Origin of the sequence: Allobosea sp. Root381, assembly GCF_001429395.1 — a bacterium.
Classification (GTDB): Bacteria; Pseudomonadota; Alphaproteobacteria; order Rhizobiales; family Beijerinckiaceae; genus Allobosea.
Genome location: NZ_LMJT01000041.1, coordinates 162614 through 179199, shown reverse-complemented (window position 1 = coordinate 179199; position 16586 = coordinate 162614). Strand labels below are relative to the sequence as shown.

The following is a 16586-nucleotide window of genomic DNA, read 5'->3' as shown; positions in this document are numbered from 1 at the left end:
TGTTAATTGCGCGCCTTCACCGATCGACGTTTCGAAAGTTTCCCCGTGTCCGCATCATCCACCGCCGCCGCGCCGGACAATTCCCCGCGCAGGGTGCTCTTCGCCAGCCTCATCGGCACGACGATCGAGTTCTTCGACTTCTACATCTACGCGACCGCGGCGGTGATCGTGTTCCCGAAGCTGTTCTTCGCTGCCGGGGATCCGACCTCGGCGCTGCTGCAGTCCTTCGCCACCTTCGCCATCGCCTTCTTCGCGCGCCCGATCGGGGCGGCGCTGTTCGGCCATTTCGGCGACAAGGTCGGGCGCAAGGCGACGCTGGTCGCGGCGCTGATGACGATGGGTCTGTCCACGGTCGCGATCGGGCTGCTGCCGACCTATGCGCAGGTCGGCGTCGTGGCGCCGCTGCTGCTGGCGCTGTGCCGGCTGGGGCAGGGGCTCGGCCTCGGCGGCGAGTGGGGCGGGGCGGTGCTGCTCGCGACCGAGAACGCCCCTCCCGGCAAGGAAGCCTGGTACGGCATGTTCCCGCAGCTCGGCGCGCCGATCGGCTTCATCCTGGCCACCGGCTCCTTCCTGCTGTTGGGCGATATCCTGAGCGACGAGGCCTTTTTCTCCTTCGGCTGGCGGATTCCCTTCATCGCGAGCGCGCTGCTCGTCTTCGTCGGGCTGTGGGTGCGGCTGCGGCTCTCCGAGACGCCGGCCTTCCGCAAGGCGATCGAGAAGCAGGAGCGGGTCGCCGTGCCGCTGGTCAGCGTCTTCGCGCGGCACAAGCTGCCGCTGCTGATCGGCACGGTCGCGGCACTCGCCACCTTCGTGCTGTTCTACATCATGACGGTGTTCTCGCTGAGCTGGGCGACGACGAAGCTGGGCTACAGCCGCAGCGTCTTCCTGCCGGTGCAGATGGCCGGCGTCGTGTTCTTCGGGCTGATGATCCCGGTCTCGGCGGTGCTTGCCGATCGCTTCGGGCGGCGGCGCGCGCTGATCTGGACGAGCGTCGCGATCGCGCTGTTCGGCTTCCTGGTGGCGCCGCTCTTCGTGGCCGACAGCCTTGCCGGGGTGCTGCTGTTCTCGGTGCTCGGCTTCGGACTGATGGGCTTTACCTATGGGCCGCTCGGCACGGCGCTGGCGGAGATCTTCCCGACGGCGGTGCGCTATACCGGCGCGTCGCTGACCTTCAATCTCGGCGGCATCGTCGGCGCCTCGCTCGCGCCCTATATCGCGACCTGGCTGGCGACGAATTACGGCCTCGGCCATGTCGGCTATTATCTGTCGGCGGCGTCGGTGCTGACGATTATCGCGCTGCTGGCGATGGGCCGGCCGGTCGAGGGCGAGGCGCCGGGCTCCGCGGCGGCGGCGCGCTGAGGCGGGCCAAAGATCAGGGCTTCGGCGGCAGCTGCAGGGCGCCGCCGAGCCGTTCGAGCTCGAGCGTGTAGCAGTAGAGCGCGAACAGCACCGCGATCAGCAAGGCGCCGCGCCAGGCGATGTCGAGCGGGGCGAGCGTCAGCATGGGCGCATGGCGCAGGAAATAGAGCGAGAACAGTGCGCCACCGAAGATGAAGCCGAGCCGGCTGGCGAAGGCGAGCAGGTGTCCGAGTACGATGTTCCGGTAGCCCGTCGGGATCGGCACCTTGCGCAGGCGATACCAGTAGCAGGCCTGGCCGAGCGCGGCAGCGGCGAGGATCTGGAGTACGGTCATGGGCGCGGAGGCGTTCGGCGTGCCGATGTTCTCGATCAGGATGCGGAAGACCGCATGGATGTTGGCGAGAACAACGCTCGCGCAGGCGGTCTGCGCTGCGAGCAGCATTGCGTAGCGGCGCAGATAGCGGTCCGACATCGCGGCCAACATGCCTCCCGAACCGCCCGCCGAATGGCGACCTTCACGCCATCGCCGCCTTCACCGTCTCGACCAGCTGCTTCATCGTGAAGGGTTTTGGCAGGAACTGGAAATCCTCGCCCTCCGGCAGGTTCTTGCGGAAGGCCTCTTCCGCATAGCCGGAAACGAAGACGACCTTGGTGGCCGGGTTGCGCTGGCGCAGTTCGCCCAGCAGCGTCGGGCCGTCCATCTCGGGCATGACCACGTCCGAGACGACGAGGTCGATCCTGCCGTCATGCTGGAGGAAGACGTCGAGCGCCTCGACGCCGGAGGCGGCCTCATGGACCGTGTAACCGCGCGAGACCAGCATGCGGGCATTGAGCGCGCGCACCGCGTCCTCGTCCTCGACCAGGAGGATGACGCCGGCGCCGGTATGGTCGGCCGCGAGCTTCTTCGGCGCTTCCTTGATCGCGGCTTCGGCGGCGATCTCCTCCTCGCTCGGCACATGGCGCGGCAGGAAGATGCGGAAGATCGTGCCGCGGCCGATGACCGAATCGCAGAAGACGAAGCCGCCGGTCTGCTTGACGATGCCGTAGACCATGGAGAGGCCGAGCCCGGTGCCCTTGCCGACCTCCTTGGTGGTGAAGAAGGGCTCGAAGATCTTGTCGAGATGCTCCGGCGAGATGCCGGTGCCGCTGTCCTCCACTTCGAGCAGGACATAGTCGTCCGCAGGCAGCGCCGCATGGCCGAAGCCGGCGCATTCCTCGCGGGCGATATTGCGTGTCCGCACCGTCAGCTTGCCGCCATCGGCCATGGCGTCGCGGGCATTGACGGCGAGGTTGACGATGACTTGCTCGAGCTGGCCGAGATCGGCCTTGACCGGCCAGAGGTCGCGGCCCTGGCGCACGTCGAGCGTGACCTTGTCGGCCACCACGCGCTTCAGCATCAGCGAGAGATCGGAGAGCACGTCGCCGAGCTCGAGCACCTGCGGGCGCAGCGTCTGGCGGCGCGAGAAGGCGAGCAGCTGCCGCACCAGCGCCGCGGCGCGGTAGGCGTTCTGCTTGATCTGCATGATGTCGGGGAAGGACGGATCCGTCGGGCGGTGGCTCGCCAGCAGGAACTCGGAAGCGTTGATGATGACCTGCAGCACGTTGTTGAAGTCGTGCGCGATGCCGCCGGCCAGCGTGCCGACGGCCTGCATCTTGCCGGCCTGGTCCATGTTGTCGCGTAGCTTGCGCTCTGCGGTGGTCTCGAGCGCGTAGACGATCGCGCTTTCGCCATCGCTGGCTTCCGCGGCCGTGACCGGGGCGAGATAGAGCCTGGCCGAGCGCGTGTCGTCGGCGGCCAGCGTCAGATCGAGCGGCGCTGTGTCGGTCCGGCCCTCCATTGTCTCGGCCAGCGCGCGTTCGAGCCCGCCATCGGCGGTGACGAGATCGTGGATCGTCGCCGGCTGCGGCCCGGCCTGCGTCAGTCGGGCGAAGGCGGCGTTGGAGCGCAGGATCGCGCCGGCGCGATCGACCGTCGCGATCGCCATCGGCGTCGAATGGAAGAAGCGCGCGAAGCGGATCTCGGCCTCGCTGTCGCCGTCGAGGCTGGCCTCGCCCTGCTTGCGGTTGAGCACCAGCGTGCGCGAGGGGCCGGCGCGGCCGTCGCTGCCGAAGGCGACCTGATGATGCAGCCGGACCGGGACGGGCGCGCCGTTGCGGCGCTTCAGGTCGACGTCGAGGACCTCGATGCGGACATCGCCCGGCTGGCCGCGAATCGCCTGGATCAGGGCGGCCGTGCCCGGCGTCGCGATGTCGTCGAGATGCAGGCCGCCGGAGCCGAAGCGGGCGAGGTCGAAATCGAGCCAGCCCGAGAGCGTCGCGTTGAGATAGGAGACCTCGCCATCGGCGTCGATCGAGACGAAGCCGGCAGGGGCGTGGTCGAGATAGTCGATGGCGTGCTGGAGTTCCTGGAAGGCGTTCTCCTGGCGCTCGCGCTCGGGCGTCACCTCCGCGACCGCCCAGAGCGTCGCGGGCCTGCCGTCGCGGCGCACGGGCGCGACCTTGATCCGGTACCAGCCGACGGCGTCGCGGCCGTTGAGCGCGGGCTCCAGCCTGATCTCCTCGGCGAGGCGGCGGTTTTCGCGTGCGGCGGCGGCCAGGCGATAGATCGCCTCGGAAACCTCGGCGCGGCCGGTGAACAGGCTGCCGACAGGGCGCAGGTCGCTGGCGCCCTTGGCTCCCGCCAGCGCGAGATAGGCCTCGTTCGCATAGACGATGCCGTTCTCGCCCTCGGTGACGACGATGCCCTCGTCGGCATGGTCGACGACCGTCTTGGTGAGATCGTTGCGGGCGGCGCGGCCGGTGAACTGGATCAGCCCGATCGCGAAGGCGAAGAGGCCGAAGACCCCGATCACCGACAGGAGCGCCAGCAGGCCCAGGATCAGCGGCTGGGCCCATTCATTGGCGATGAAGCCGAGCGCGACCGCAGCTCCCACGAGCACACCCGCGACGAGCAGGATGATGCCGATATGGCCGGGCTTGTCGGAGCGATCGATCGCAGTCGTGGTTCCGCCCATTGCGGTGTGGTCCGTCCCATGGCTTGCAGGCCGCCCGATGGCTGCGCGCGTCGTCTGGTGCATGATGTGGTCCGAAAACCGGTTCCCACTTTTCGGCATCAAGCTCAAGCGAGTTAGGCGCGGCGGCCCTTCAGGCGCAAGACGTATCCGATCACTTCGGCTACGGCCTGGTAGTGTTCGACAGGAATTTCTTCGTCGATGTCGACGCTGGCATGGAGCGCCCGCGCCAGCGGCACGTTCTCGACGATCGGCACGTTGTGCTCGCCGGCCACCTCGCGGATCTTGAGCGCGACGGCATCGACGCCCTTGGCGAGGCAGAGCGGCGCCGCCATGCCGGGCTCGTATTGCAGGGCGACCGCATAGTGCGTCGGGTTGGTGATGATCACGGTCGCCTTTGGCACGGATGCCATCATGCGCTTGCGGACCCGCTGCGTGCGCAGTTGCCGGAGCTTCGCCTTGACCTCGGGATTGCCTTCCGAGTTCTTGTACTCGTCCTTCATCTCCTGCTTGGTCATGCGCTGGCGCTGGTACCAGGTGAAGCGCTGATAGCCGAAATCGCCGATCGCGATCACGGCGAACAATGCCAGAGCGCCGGCCATCAGCTTGACGGCGAGGACGAGGGTCGCCGGCAGCAGCGCCGAGACGCTCATCTGGGCGAAGGCCTCGAGCCGGTCATGCTCGTTCCAGAGCGTCGTCCAGACGACGGCGCCGACGAGCCCGACCTTGGCCAGGCCTTTGGCGAAATTGACCAGGGCCTCCTTGCCGAACATCCGCTTTGCGCCGGCCATCGGCGAGAGGCGGCTGAACTTCGGCATCAGCGGATCCAGGGTCCAGAGCGGCTTGTGCTGGATCAGCGCGCCGACGAGCCCGGCGCAAAGGATGAACGCGAAGGGCAGGCCCAGTGCCGCGAAGCCGGTCAGGATCCCCTGCGTGGCGACATGGGTGAAGGCCGCGCCGTCCGAGGGCACCTGATGGGCGTTCATCAGGAAGCCGCGCAGCGAGAGCGCGGCATCACGGGCCGACCAGCCTGCCGCGACCACGAGCGAGAGCGTGAAGCCGCAGAGGACGAAGAAGGTCCCGATTTCCTGCGATCTGGGGACGTCGCCTTTCTCGGCGGCCTGATCCAGCTTTCGCTGGGTCGGGTCCTCTGTCCTGTCTTCCTTGTCGGCATCCTCTGACATTGTGCGTCAGCCCCCCGTGAACTGGCGCAGGAAGGCGCCGAGGTCGTTGAGGAAGACGCTCATCATCACGCCGACGACGGCCAGCAGCACCAGCATGCCGCCGAGGATCGAGGCCGGTATCGCCAGGAAGAAGACCTGCAGCTGCGGCATCAGGCGCGCCAGTACGCCGAGGCCGAGATTGAAGAGCAGGCCGAAGACGATGAACGGCGCCGAGATCTGTACGGCCAGCGCAAAGCCCTGCGATGCGGCGCGGACCGCCAGCGCCAGCACGTCGTTGACGTCGGGCATGCCGCCCGGCGGCAGCAGGTGGTAGCTCTCATGGATCGCGGCGAGGGCGACATGATGCAGATCGCTCGTCAGGACCAGGGTGATGCCGAGCATGGTCAGAAGATTGCCGACCGAGGGATTCTGCGTGCCGCCGGCCGGGTCGACCGTCATCGCGAAGCCGAGCCCCATGCTCTGGGCGACGATCGTCCCGGCCGTCTGCAGGCAGGCCATGACGAAGCGGGCGCAGACGCCGATGACGAGGCCGATCAGGATCTCGCTGACGAGCAGGCCGACGACACCCGGCATGTCCGGCGGCAGCCGCAGCAACGGGCGCGCCATCGGAACGAGCATCAGGGCGACGAAGAAGGCGAGCGAGAGCCGGGCGCGCGAGAAGATGAAGCGCTCGCCGATGCCCGGCATGAGCATGACGAGCGTGCCGACTCGCGCGAAGACGAGCACGAAGACGGCGCTGATCTCGGGCAGAATCGCAATCTGCATCGTGCCGTCGGCACCTCGTCGCCAGTCGGGGCGCCGCGGTGCCGGGCCATGGACCATGGCAAGGCGCAGTTGCGGCAGGCTCATTCGCCCGTGGCGATTCGGACGGCGACCCGCCCCATATAACCCGCCAAAGCGTCGCCCATGAACGGAAGAAACAGCATCAGGGCGGCGAAGACCGAGAGGATCTTCGGGACGTAGACCAGCGTCTGCTCCTGGATCTGGGTCAGCGCCTGGACCAGCGAGACGGCAAGGCCGACGATGAGCGCGACCATCATCAGCGGCCCGCCGGCCTTGAGGAAGACGATGATGCCGTCGCGGGCGACGTCGAGGATGGCTCCGGATGTCATGATCTTGTCCCGATACGCCGCGTCAGACCGGCATCCGCATGATTTCTTCATAGGCCGCGATGACGCGGTCGCGCACGGCGACGAGCGTCTCGATCGCGGCCTCGCTCTCGGCGACAGCGGTGACGACGTCGACGATGTCGGAGCGACCCATCGCGACCGAGGCGGTCTGGGCGTCGGCCTTGCGGCCCGCATCGGCGGTGGCTTCGAGCGCCTTGCCGACCATGGCGGAGAAGTCGGCGCTGCCCGTTCCGGCCCCGGTGGAGGCGAGGGGCTTGCGGAGCAGGTTGCCTGCGCCCATCCCCTGGATCGAGGCATAGGCGCCTGCGGCGAAACCGGGCGTGGCCATGGCGGGCTGGTCCTTCAGGCGCGCAGGATGTCGATGGTGCGCTGGATCATCCGGCGCGTCGACGTGATCAGGTTGAGGTTGGCCTCGTAGCTGCGCTGGGCCTCGCGCATGTCCATCGTCTCGATCAGCGAGTTGACGTTCGGCATCTGGACATTGCCGGCGGCATCGGCCGTCGGGTTGCCCGGCTCGAACTTGGTGCGGAAGGCGCTCTGGTCGCGCTGGACGCGGCCCACATCGACGACCTGCGCCTCGAGCTCGCGGTCGAAGCGGCGCTGGAAGGTCGTGATCTTGCGGCGATAGGGGTCGGCGCCTGCCCGTTCGGGCCCCGAATCGGCGTTGGCGATGTTCTCGGCGATGACGCGCATGCGGCCGGACTGGCTGCGCAGGCCGGAGGTCGCCACCGAGATGCTCTTGAGAAGGTCCATCGTGCCTGTTTCCTGCTGCCTGATCCGTCAGCGAGCCCTCAGCGACCCTTGCCGATCGCGATCTTCATCAGGCCAAGGCCCTTGCTGTAGAGCGAGGCGGCGAGCTGATAATCGGACTGATTCTGGGCGACCTTGGTCATCTCGTCTTCGAGCGTGACCGCGTTGCCGTTCGGCGTGACCTCGAAGCGCTGGGCGCGGGCGCTGTCGAAGCCGGCGCGCCGGCCCGTCAGCCCCATATGGCCTTCGCTGGTCCGGGCGAGGCCGATATTCGCCTGCCCGGGCCCGATCGCGGGCGCCTTGACGTCCATCGGGCGGAAGCCGGGGCTGTCGGCATTGGCGACGTTCTCGGCCAAAACCTTTTGACGGGTCTGGTGAAAATGCATGCGCGTCTTCAGCGCCTGCATCAGGTTCCCGCCTGTGCCCAGGGCAGTTCCCGCCATAGCCGTCGATCCCTCGTTCAGCCGGCGCGGCGCCCCGGTTCACTGGGTAAATATTGCCGAGCGCGTGGTTAATGCCGGGTTAATGCCCGTTGCTTTGCAAGATGGCGTTAACCACGCATTCACCATGTTTCCTGAAAGCGCGGGCGCTATGCTATAGCCAGCGTGTTCAACATCAGGCGGAGTTGTCCGCCGCCGGGGGTGGCCCCCGCCGTCGCATATGAGGCAGACCTTGCAGAGCTTGTTTGGCTTCGATCTTTCGACCGCGCAAAAGTGGGTCATCGCTTTTGGCGTCATCCTGATACTGCTGGTGCTGCTCGGGCTGTTCGCACGACAGATCAAGGACGGCCGGCTTCGGATCAGGGGGCAGGGCGGCGGCCGGGCGCGGCAGCCGCGGCTCGGCGTGGTCGACATCCACGACCTCGACCGCCAGCGCCAGCTCGTGCTCATCCGGCGCGACAATGTCGAGCATCTCGTCATGATCGGCGGCGCGTCCGATGTCGTGGTCGAGACCAATATCGTGCGCAGCGGCGGACGCGCGGCGCTGCCTGTGCAGGCCGACCTCGGCATGCCGGACCGGCCATTGCCCTTCGACACGCTGGTGCCGCCGGACGCGCTGCGCCCCGATCCTGCCGAGGACCTGCGTCGCGCGCCGCCGCCGGCTCCTGTCGCGGTTGCCTCGTCGGGCGGCGAGCTTTTGTCGCCGCAGCGCCCGCTCCAGCCGGCTCCGCGGCCCGTCCAGCCGCCGCACGCCGATTCGGCTCTTGCCGCGGCCACGGTGGCGGGCGTCGGCGCTGCGCTGGCCGGTGCCGCAGCCTCGCGAGCTCAGCCCGCGCCGCCTCTGCCCACGCCACTCCCGCCCGCGCCGAGCGTGCAACCGCCGCAGTTCACGCGCGAGCCGGCGCCGACCGTCAGCGCCGGAGAGCTCGACGATATGGCGCGGCAGCTCGACGAGGCGCTGAAGCGGCCCTTCTCGGCGGTGCGCCCGGCGAAGACCCCCATCGATGCGCCGGCCGAGCCGGTTGCCGCTCCCAAGCCCGCCGATCATCGCGCCCAGCCGCCGGTGAAACCGGCTCCGGCCGCCATCCCGGCTGCGGCTCCGCCATCGTCCGCAGCGCGTGCCGTGCCCGCGGATGTCGAGGCCGAGCTGGAAATGGCGCTCGGCCTCAAGCCCGAGCGGATCAGCCCCAAGCCGGCGAGCTTCGCGCCCTCGGCCTATACCGCGCCGAAGCCGTTCGAGCCGGTGCCGCCGGCCGAGACGAAGCCGAGCAAGGCTCCCGAACCCGTCGCGAAGGAAGCGGCGCCCGAGCCTGAGCCAAAGCCCGAAGCCGAGCCGCAACTTGCCGAGGTCAAGCCCACTGTGCCGGCCGCCGGCAAGCAGGTGGACGAGCCGGAGCCGGCCGCCGAGAAAGCTGCTGCGCCGGAGGCCGAGGAGGTCGCACCCGAGCCCAAGGCCCAAGCGACGTCCGAATCGAAGCCCGAGCCTGAGGCGGAGCCCAAGCAGATCGACCCGTTCTCGGTGGATGCCATCGAGGCCGAGTTCGCGCGGCTGCTCGGGCGCGATCCGAAGTCGGGCTCCTGATCGGAGCGATCAACAGGATTCCGGCCTGCGCGGCGCTTTGATGCCGCCATGCCGGTTGCCGCTGGGCGAATCCCAGCCTTAGCGTTGCACGGCCCGATCGCCTGAGTCGGGCGCTATGACGGCCGTGCGCGTGACCATGACCAGCACTCCCGCGAGATGGCGCCGCCTGCGGCGAACCTGTCTCGTCGCGATCTGCCTGCTGCCCTGGGTGGCGTTGCTCGGCGTGCCGGCGCTGGCGCAGACTTTGTCGCTCGACCTCGGGCAGGGCGGCGGGGTGGCCGAGCGCGCCTTGCAGCTCATCGCCGTCATCACGGTGCTCTCGCTCGCACCGTCTATCCTGATCATGGTGACGTCGTTCACCCGCATCGCGGTGGTGCTGTCGCTGCTGCGCTCGGCGCTGGGCACGCAGACGGCGCCTCCGAACGCCGTGATCATCGGGCTTTCGCTGTTCCTAACCGGCTTCGTCATGGCGCCGACGCTGCGGGAGGCCTATGCCACGGCGATCGCACCGCTCGTCGCCGGCGAGATCCAGCCGGCGGAGGCCTATAACCGCGGCGTCGTGCCGTTCAAGACGTTCATGCTGCGGCATGTGCGGGAGAAGGATCTCGCGCTGTTCATGGAGATGTCGCGCGAGCCGCCGCCCGCGACGCCGCAGGAGGTGCAGATCCATGTGCTGGTGCCGGCCTTCATGATCTCGGAGCTGCGCCGCGCCTTCGAGATCGGCTTCCTGCTGTTCGTGCCCTTCCTGATCATCGACCTCGTGGTGGCTTCGATCCTGATGTCGGTGGGCATGATGATGCTGCCGCCGGTGACGGTGGCGCTGCCGTTCAAGCTGATCTTCTTCGTGCTGGTCGACGGCTGGGGGCTGGTGGCCGGGTCGCTGGTCAAGAGTTACGGCGTCTGAGAGGCGGCGCAGGCGGTCGCGCCTCAGCGCACTTTGGATCGAGCTGCAACGCCGATCCCGTCTTTGCGAGGAGCGAAGCGACGAAGCAATCCAGGGGCCGGCAGCGCTCTACGCCCTCCTGGATTGCTTCGCAGCGCTCGCAATGACGGAAGCTGCCGATCCGACCCGATCGGCAAATGATCTAGCTGCGCCCAGCGGTAGCCGGCGCAGCGCCCTCGGAGGCCGCGCCCGTCGCTGCCGGCGTAGCGGCTGGCGCAGCGGCGGGGGGCTCGGCGGCCGGTGGCGCGGCCGCTTCGGGCGCCTTCTTCTCGCGCATCGCGGCTGAGTAGGCCGGGTAGCGCTCGCGATAGGCCGTCATGAAGTCGGAGAGGGAGTCGGCGCCGGCCGCGGCGGCGGCGCGCGCCATCTCGCGGATGTCGGCTGTCCTGGTGCGGTTGGCGCCGGTGACGAAGGCGAAGGTGCGGGCATCGCTGCTCTGAGCCATCTTGGTTGCGAACTTGCTCCGCAGCCGATCCAGCGCCAGCCCCTCATCGGCCATCACATAGGAGATCGCGGCGCGCATCGCGTCGGAGCGGGCGCCGTCGCCGAGCGCATCCTGCCCGCGCCAGGCGTCGCCGAGGATGCGTTCATGCGCCTCGCCCGCCTCGCGCCAGCGCCGTCCGGTCCAGAAGATGTCGGCGCGCAGGCGGTCGATCTCCGGGCCACGCTCGCCTTCGAGCATGTCGAGCGCCTGGTCGGTACGCGACAGGTCGGAGAGGGCCTTAGACTCGAGCAGCAGGCGGGCGCGCTTCACATCCGCAGGCAGTTCGGCGAGCCGCGTCGCGTTCAGGGCGCGAAGCGCATCGGCCGGCTTGTTGTTCATCAGGTCGACCATGGCAAGGCGGGCCGCTACCGTCGAGCGCGCCGCGCCGGTCAGACGCCTTTCCATCTGGTAGCGCAGGATGTCGCTGGCCTGGTCGAGCAGGTCGAGCCCGACGAGACGGTCGGCCAGGAGACGCGTGATCTCGTCGCCGCGCCGGCCGATCGGCAGGAACTCCTTGAAGTCGTAGAACAGGGCGAGCGTTTCGATGCGCGGCAGCTGGTCGAGCCCGGCGCCGCCGAAAAGCTCGGCGAAACGCTGCGCCGTTTCGTCCTGCAGGCGCCGCGTCAGCGCGTGCTCGGGAAAGTTCTCGGTGGCGCGACGGGCGACCATGAAGGCATCGCGCCAGCGCTGCTGGTCGGCATAGAGCCGACCGAGCTCGCCCAGCGCCTCGATCTCGAGGTCGCCACCGCGCCAGATGATCGAGACCGTCTCCAGCCGTGCCATGGCCTCGTCGGGCGAGATGTCGGAGCGCTTCTCTGCCTGGACGAGCCGCACCGCACGCAGCTGCGCCTCCGCCGCGACGGGCCGGCTGCGCGCCTCGAAGAGCGGCTTGTAGCCCGCCAGCGCATCGTCCGGCCGGCCGCCGACATCGTCCAGTATCGCCCGGAGCAAGGCGAGGTTCTCATTGTCGACGGTGCCGCCCGGCAGCGCGTCCAGAGCGTCGATCTCGCGCTCGGCGGTGGTGATGTCCTTCATTGCGAGCGCGGCGCGGGCCTTGGCGGCGCGCAGCTCGCCCTGCAGTTCGGGCGGGTAGCGGTCAAGAATCGCATCCGCGCGGCGGAAGCCGAGCAGCGACTGGGCGTCGCGATTGAGCCGCTGATCGACGAGGGCGCGCCACAGCCCCGTCTCGGGATCGTCCTTGATCGGAGCCGCGTCGAAGGCGGCGGTGGCCTCGCGGTGCCGATGCATCTGGGTCGCGATCAGGCCCTTGAGGAACAGGGCCTCGCGGTTCTCGCGCATCGCCGGGTCTTCGGCCATCAGCGCCGCCAACGGGCCCTTGGCTTCTGCCATCAGCCCGTTGGCGGCGTAGAAGCGGGCCAAGGCGAGACGGGTCTCGGATTTGCGGGCGCGTGAGGCGCCGGTGACCTCGCGCTGGAGCGTGCGCTCGTGTTCGCGCACCGTCGACACGGCGAGCCTGCTCCACTGCTCGGGGTCGAGCAATGGCGCCTGCGCCTGGGCTGCCGCCGACACGCGGCTCTTCTCCTGTTCCGGGAGATCGAGCGACATGGTCAGCCCGCCAGGGCGGCCGATACGGACCTGCTCGGTGCCGGCGCGGACGACGACATCGTCAGATTGCGGGACGACGGCGAGGCCATGCGCCGTCGGCAGCAGGCCGAACTCGACGAAGCGGTATGGCTTGGCGGCTAGCTTTACCGGGCCGGTCGCGGTCGCGACGGCGATGGGCAGGCCTGAAGGTCCGGCTTCCAGCCAATGCACGCCGGTCATGCCGCGCAGCGGCACGGCGACGATGGGCTGGCCCTGCTCGTCCATCGTGCGGGTGGGCGTCAGCGGCTCGGCGGGCGTGCCGCCCTGCTCGCCGAAGCCCAGCGACCAGGTCGTGCCGTCGTCGAAGAGGCGCGCCAGAGGCTGGCCGGCGAGCCGCAGGCGCACCAGCGTGACCCTGCCTTCGCGGGTCACCGTCGCATCCTCAATCAACTGCGGTAGCAGACCCTTGAGATGGGTGGGGTCGATCGTGTCGCGCGTATCGAAGACGAGGGTCGCGATTCCAGCCTCTACGAAAGCCGCTGCTCCGGTCAGCCGAGGAAAGGGGAAGTCGAGCCGCGTGCCGGACGCGGCGATCTTCACCGCCTGAGGCGCGGGGTCGACGGCGGGCGCGGCGGCCTGAGCGGGCGCCGATGCGGCGGTGGCGCGCGGGGGCGTCGCTTCGCCGGCGGCCGCGGGAGCGGCAGGAGGGGCAGGAGCAGGGGCTGGTTTCTCGGTCGGCCCGGCTGCTGCCACCGGCGTCGTGACGGCCTGGTCGGCCAGCGTCGCGGCCGGGATCTTCACCGGCTTGAGCAGGTCGAGCACGAGCCCGCTCTCGTCGCGGAAGCTGCGGACCTGCCAGTCCTTGGGCAGGGTGAGCGCGAGCCTGGTCGCCGCCTTGCCGGCCTCGTGGGAGGTCAGCGACACGCCTTCCGGCAGCGCGGTCCTGATCGCCGCGGGCATGACCACCATCGGCCGGTCGAAGGTCAGGGCCAGGGTGCCGTCCGCAAGCTCCGGCTTCAGGGCGGTCTGCGGCGGTGCGTCGAAGATCAGGCGTTCCAGCGTCGGCAGGGTCGCGGTGCGCAGCCCGAGCACGGGGGGCGGTTCCGGCTCCTGGCGCGCCGCTTCGCGGGCGCGGATGTCGGCCAGACGCAGGCGCTCGGTCATCTCCGCGATGACCTCGGGCGGTGGCCCGGGCAGCATGCCTCTCCAGGTCTCCGGCAGCAGGTCGATGAAGGCCTTGTCGCCGGCCTCGATCAAATTGGCGCGATAGGTCCTGGCGAGGGCGAAGCGCAGGCCGCGCCCGTCCGGATCGGCGCGGGCGATGGCGATATAGGCCGGGAGTTCGCGGGCGATCTTGGCGACGTCGACGTTGACGCTGTTGTCGAACGCGACGACCAGCACGCCGTTCGAGACGCGGATGCGCGTGGTGGTCGGCTCGTCGAAGGTGAGCGCGAGGCGGCCGAAGCCCGGCGGCATCGCCTCGCCGCGCAGCGTCGCGCTTGCGGCAAGTGCCGGCGCGCCGAGCTCGGCGGCGATGATGAGGGCTGAGAGCCCGATGCCGAAAGCAAGGGAACGCGGGAGACGCAAAGCCGGATACTCACGCAACGCGACACTGCCGGAAACCGGCAAGCCGGCCCCAACGTCGCGACGCTAGCGCGTCAAGGATAATGGGGAGTTAAGGCCAAGGGCCTACAGGCTCAGCGCCGCGGGGCAGGCGCGATCGCGGGCAGTTCGTTACCGGGCAGGGCGTTGACATCGGCCGCGACGCGGCCGATGTCGGGGCTGCGGCCGGAGGTGGCGAGCGCGACGGTGAGCTTTTCGGCGCGCTCGGGTGCCATTGCCGCCAGCACCTCCGACATCTTGCGCGGGTTCATCTGCTGGACGACCGGCACCAGGATGTCGAGGCCTAGGCGATCGAAGACGCGGGCAGCGTCCTTCGGCTTCATCGCCTCGTACATGATGACGAGGTTCTTGATCGCCTTGGCCTCGTCGGCGGCCGCCTTGGCAGGGCCGGAGGCTTTTGTCTCGAGCTCCTTCAGGTCGCCGACGCGGCTGTCGAGCTTCTTCTCGGCGGTGTCGAGCAGGCGCTCGCGCATCTCGAGCTCGCGCATCCGCGCCTCGATCTCCTCACGCCTTTCGCCAAGGCGTTCGAGCAGGGCGCGCTCGGCCGGGGAGACCGGAGCGGCGACGCCGTTGAGGACGCCGGCCTTGTTCAGCGGGTTGGCGGCACGGGCTGCGTCCGCCTTGGCCTCGGCTTCCGCCTTCTCCTTCTGGGGATCGGGCTTGTCGATCGAGCCAGTGGTCATGGGGTCGAACAGCGCGGGGTCGGGGGAATGGGCATGGGCGATCGTCTTCGCCATCGCCCAGACTTCCTTTTCCGGCTTCGTTCCGGCCGCGAAGGCCGGGCCCGAGACCGGAATCGTGCCCGGATAGGGCTCCGCCGTCCAGGCAAGCATCTTCAGCGCCAGGAGACCCATGGCGCCGAGGATGACGGCCGGAAGCAGGCGGGGCCGCTCGATCACGCAGCCTGTCCTTCGAGGCGCCGGGCGGCACGGGCGCGGATCGCGGCGGCGGACTGGGCGGCGCTGGCGAGGCGCGAGATCGGGGTCGCCTCGTTTGCCGCCCCCGGCATGAGTGCCTTCTCCTCGACGGCCTTGGGCGCGACGAGGGTGGCTGCGCTGACGATCTGGCCGATACGGTCCATCACGACCTGGCCGGCCTCGATCTGGGCGGCGAGATCGGCGGCATAGCGCTCCGCGGTCTGGAGGCGCTCGGCCAGGGTGCGGTCGCAGTCGCCCAGCGTGGTCTTCAACCCGGCGATGGCACGCTCGGCGGTATCGGTCGCGGCGATCAGCGCCCCGACGGTCTGGCGCATGCCAGCCTCGTCCGCTTTCAGGCGCTCGATCCGCTTGGTCAGGACGAAGCAGGTGATGATGGTGGCGACGAGCAGGCAGCCTACCAGCACATCGGCGATGAGGGTGATCGTCATCTGGGGCGCCTTGTCGTCAGGAGGAGTGGCCGAGGCTGTTGGTGTCGAACGCCGCGATGGTCGTCTTGGAGCGCCGCAGCGGGCTGACGATCTGGACGGCGATCTTGTCGTCGACCCGGCCGATGCGCCCATCGCTGACGATGAAGTCGCCGCAGCGCAGCGAGACGCTCGAATCCGGGCGGGCGTCGAACATCAAAGTGTCGCCGATCTCGAGGTTCATCATCCGCTTCAGCGGCATCTGGGTCTCGTGGAGCACGCAGGTGACCGGGACCTCGGTCTGCCAGACCTCCGTCGCGAGATGGTTCTCCCAGATCGGATCGCGCCCGAGCTTCTCGCCCATGAAGCTTTCGAGCAGCAGATCGCGGATCGGCTCGATCGTGGCATAGGGCAGCAGGATGTGAAGCGAGCCGCCGCGCCCCTCCATGTCGAACTTGAGCTCGACGCGGATGGCAGCGTTCGCGGGGCGGGAGATCGAGACGAAGCGCGGGTTCGACTCGATGCGGTCGATCGTGAAGTTGACCGGCGAGAGCGGCTTGAAGGCGGCTTCGGCGTCGCCCAGGATCAGCTCGATCACGCGGCGGATCATGCGGATCTCGATCGAGGTGAAGGGGCGGCCGTCGATGCGCGGGGCGGGCTGGCCGCGCTTGCCGCCGAACATCGTGTCGAGCACCGAATAGGTGAGCGAGGATTCGATCGTGATCAGCCCGAAATTATCCCATTCCTCGGCTTTGAAGACTGAGAGCAGGGCGGGCTGCGAGATCGAGTTCATGTAGTCGCCGAAGCGCACCGAGCGGATGCTCTCCAGCGTGACCTCGACATTGTCGGTGAAGAAGTTGCGCAGGCTGGTGGAGAGCAGGCGGACCAGACGCTCGAAGATGATCTCGAGCATCGGCAGGCGTTCATAGGAGACCGAGCCAGAATCGACGATCGCCTGGATGCCGTTGCGGCCATCCTTGTCGTCGCCGAGGGAGAAACCGAGCATCGTGTCGATTTCGTCCTGGCTCATCAGGCGGTCGGTACCGCCCTCCGGCTCGCCGTCCTCCTCGACCACCGCGGGCACGGAAGCCCATTCGGCCGCCATGCTCTCCGGGCTCAGCGGCTCGTTCCGGGCGTCCACGGTGTCGCGGTCGTTGCTGCTCATTGGCCTGCCTTAAGTCGCTAGCTGCCGG

The 16586-nt window shown here is 68.8% G+C and carries 15 protein-coding genes; 3 read left to right on the top strand and 12 right to left on the bottom strand.

Going from position 1 to position 16586, the window contains the following annotated elements:
- Positions 1-45 precede the first annotated feature (45 nt).
- Positions 46-1359, top strand: a complete 1314-nt coding sequence (locus ASE63_RS22320; RefSeq protein WP_056807461.1) for an MFS transporter — start codon at positions 46-48, stop codon at positions 1357-1359.
- 13 nt (positions 1360-1372) lie between these two features.
- On the opposite strand, the gene ASE63_RS22315 is transcribed toward ASE63_RS22320, so the two are convergent.
- From ASE63_RS22315 to flgB, 8 genes are all read right to left on the bottom strand, one after another.
- Entirely contained in the window at positions 1373-1840 is a 468-nt protein-coding gene (locus ASE63_RS22315) for a hypothetical protein (RefSeq protein WP_162261823.1), read from the bottom strand.
- 34 nt (positions 1841-1874) lie between these two features.
- Positions 1875-4373, bottom strand: a complete 2499-nt coding sequence (locus ASE63_RS22310) for a response regulator (protein WP_056806844.1) — start codon at positions 4371-4373, stop codon at positions 1875-1877.
- Between the two features lie 113 nt (positions 4374-4486).
- A complete protein-coding gene (gene flhB / locus ASE63_RS22305; RefSeq protein ID WP_056806841.1) occupies positions 4487-5554 on the bottom strand; it encodes a flagellar biosynthesis protein FlhB in 1068 nt (355 codons plus the stop codon).
- Between the two features lie 6 nt (positions 5555-5560).
- Positions 5561-6319, bottom strand: a complete 759-nt coding sequence (gene fliR / locus ASE63_RS22300) for a flagellar biosynthetic protein FliR (protein WP_056807460.1) — start codon at positions 6317-6319, stop codon at positions 5561-5563.
- 80 nt (positions 6320-6399) lie between these two features.
- Positions 6400-6666: a flagellar biosynthesis protein FliQ gene (gene fliQ / locus ASE63_RS22295; protein ID WP_056806838.1), complete on the bottom strand. Its 267-nt coding sequence runs from the start codon at positions 6664-6666 to the stop codon at positions 6400-6402.
- A gap of 22 nt (positions 6667-6688) precedes the next feature.
- Positions 6689-7012, bottom strand: a complete 324-nt coding sequence (locus ASE63_RS22290) for a flagellar hook-basal body complex protein FliE (protein WP_056806835.1) — start codon at positions 7010-7012, stop codon at positions 6689-6691.
- Positions 7013-7026: 14 nt separating this feature from the next.
- Positions 7027-7437 (bottom strand): flagellar basal body rod protein FlgC, encoded by a 411-nt coding sequence (gene flgC, locus ASE63_RS22285; RefSeq protein ID WP_056806832.1) that lies wholly within the window; start codon positions 7435-7437, stop codon positions 7027-7029.
- 38 nt (positions 7438-7475) lie between these two features.
- Entirely contained in the window at positions 7476-7877 is a 402-nt protein-coding gene (gene flgB, locus ASE63_RS22280; protein WP_056806829.1) for a flagellar basal body rod protein FlgB, read from the bottom strand.
- Between the two features lie 229 nt (positions 7878-8106).
- On the opposite strand from flgB, the gene ASE63_RS22275 reads away from it, so the two are divergent.
- A complete protein-coding gene (locus ASE63_RS22275) occupies positions 8107-9456 on the top strand; it encodes a hypothetical protein (protein ID WP_156410547.1) in 1350 nt (449 codons plus the stop codon).
- Between the two features lie 136 nt (positions 9457-9592).
- Positions 9593-10360, top strand: a complete 768-nt coding sequence (gene fliP, locus ASE63_RS22270; protein WP_056807457.1) for a flagellar type III secretion system pore protein FliP — start codon at positions 9593-9595, stop codon at positions 10358-10360.
- A gap of 181 nt (positions 10361-10541) precedes the next feature.
- Here fliP and ASE63_RS22265 read toward each other — a convergent pair whose 3' ends face one another.
- The 4 genes from ASE63_RS22265 to fliM form a co-directional block, all read right to left on the bottom strand.
- Positions 10542-14015 (bottom strand): hypothetical protein, encoded by a 3474-nt coding sequence (locus ASE63_RS22265; protein ID WP_056806823.1) that lies wholly within the window; start codon positions 14013-14015, stop codon positions 10542-10544.
- A 110-nt stretch (positions 14016-14125) separates the two neighbouring features.
- Positions 14126-14950 carry a hypothetical protein gene (locus ASE63_RS22260; protein WP_056806820.1) on the bottom strand — a complete coding sequence of 275 codons (825 nt, stop codon included), beginning with the start codon at positions 14948-14950 and terminating at the stop codon, positions 14126-14128.
- Entirely contained in the window at positions 14947-15417 is a 471-nt protein-coding gene (locus ASE63_RS22255) for a DUF6468 domain-containing protein (protein WP_056806817.1), read from the bottom strand. The genes ASE63_RS22260 and ASE63_RS22255 overlap by 4 nt, the downstream gene beginning before the upstream one ends.
- Before the next feature lie 16 nt (positions 15418-15433).
- Positions 15434-16558 (bottom strand): flagellar motor switch protein FliM, encoded by a 1125-nt coding sequence (gene fliM, locus ASE63_RS22250; RefSeq protein WP_056806814.1) that lies wholly within the window; start codon positions 16556-16558, stop codon positions 15434-15436.
- Positions 16559-16586 lie beyond the last annotated feature (28 nt).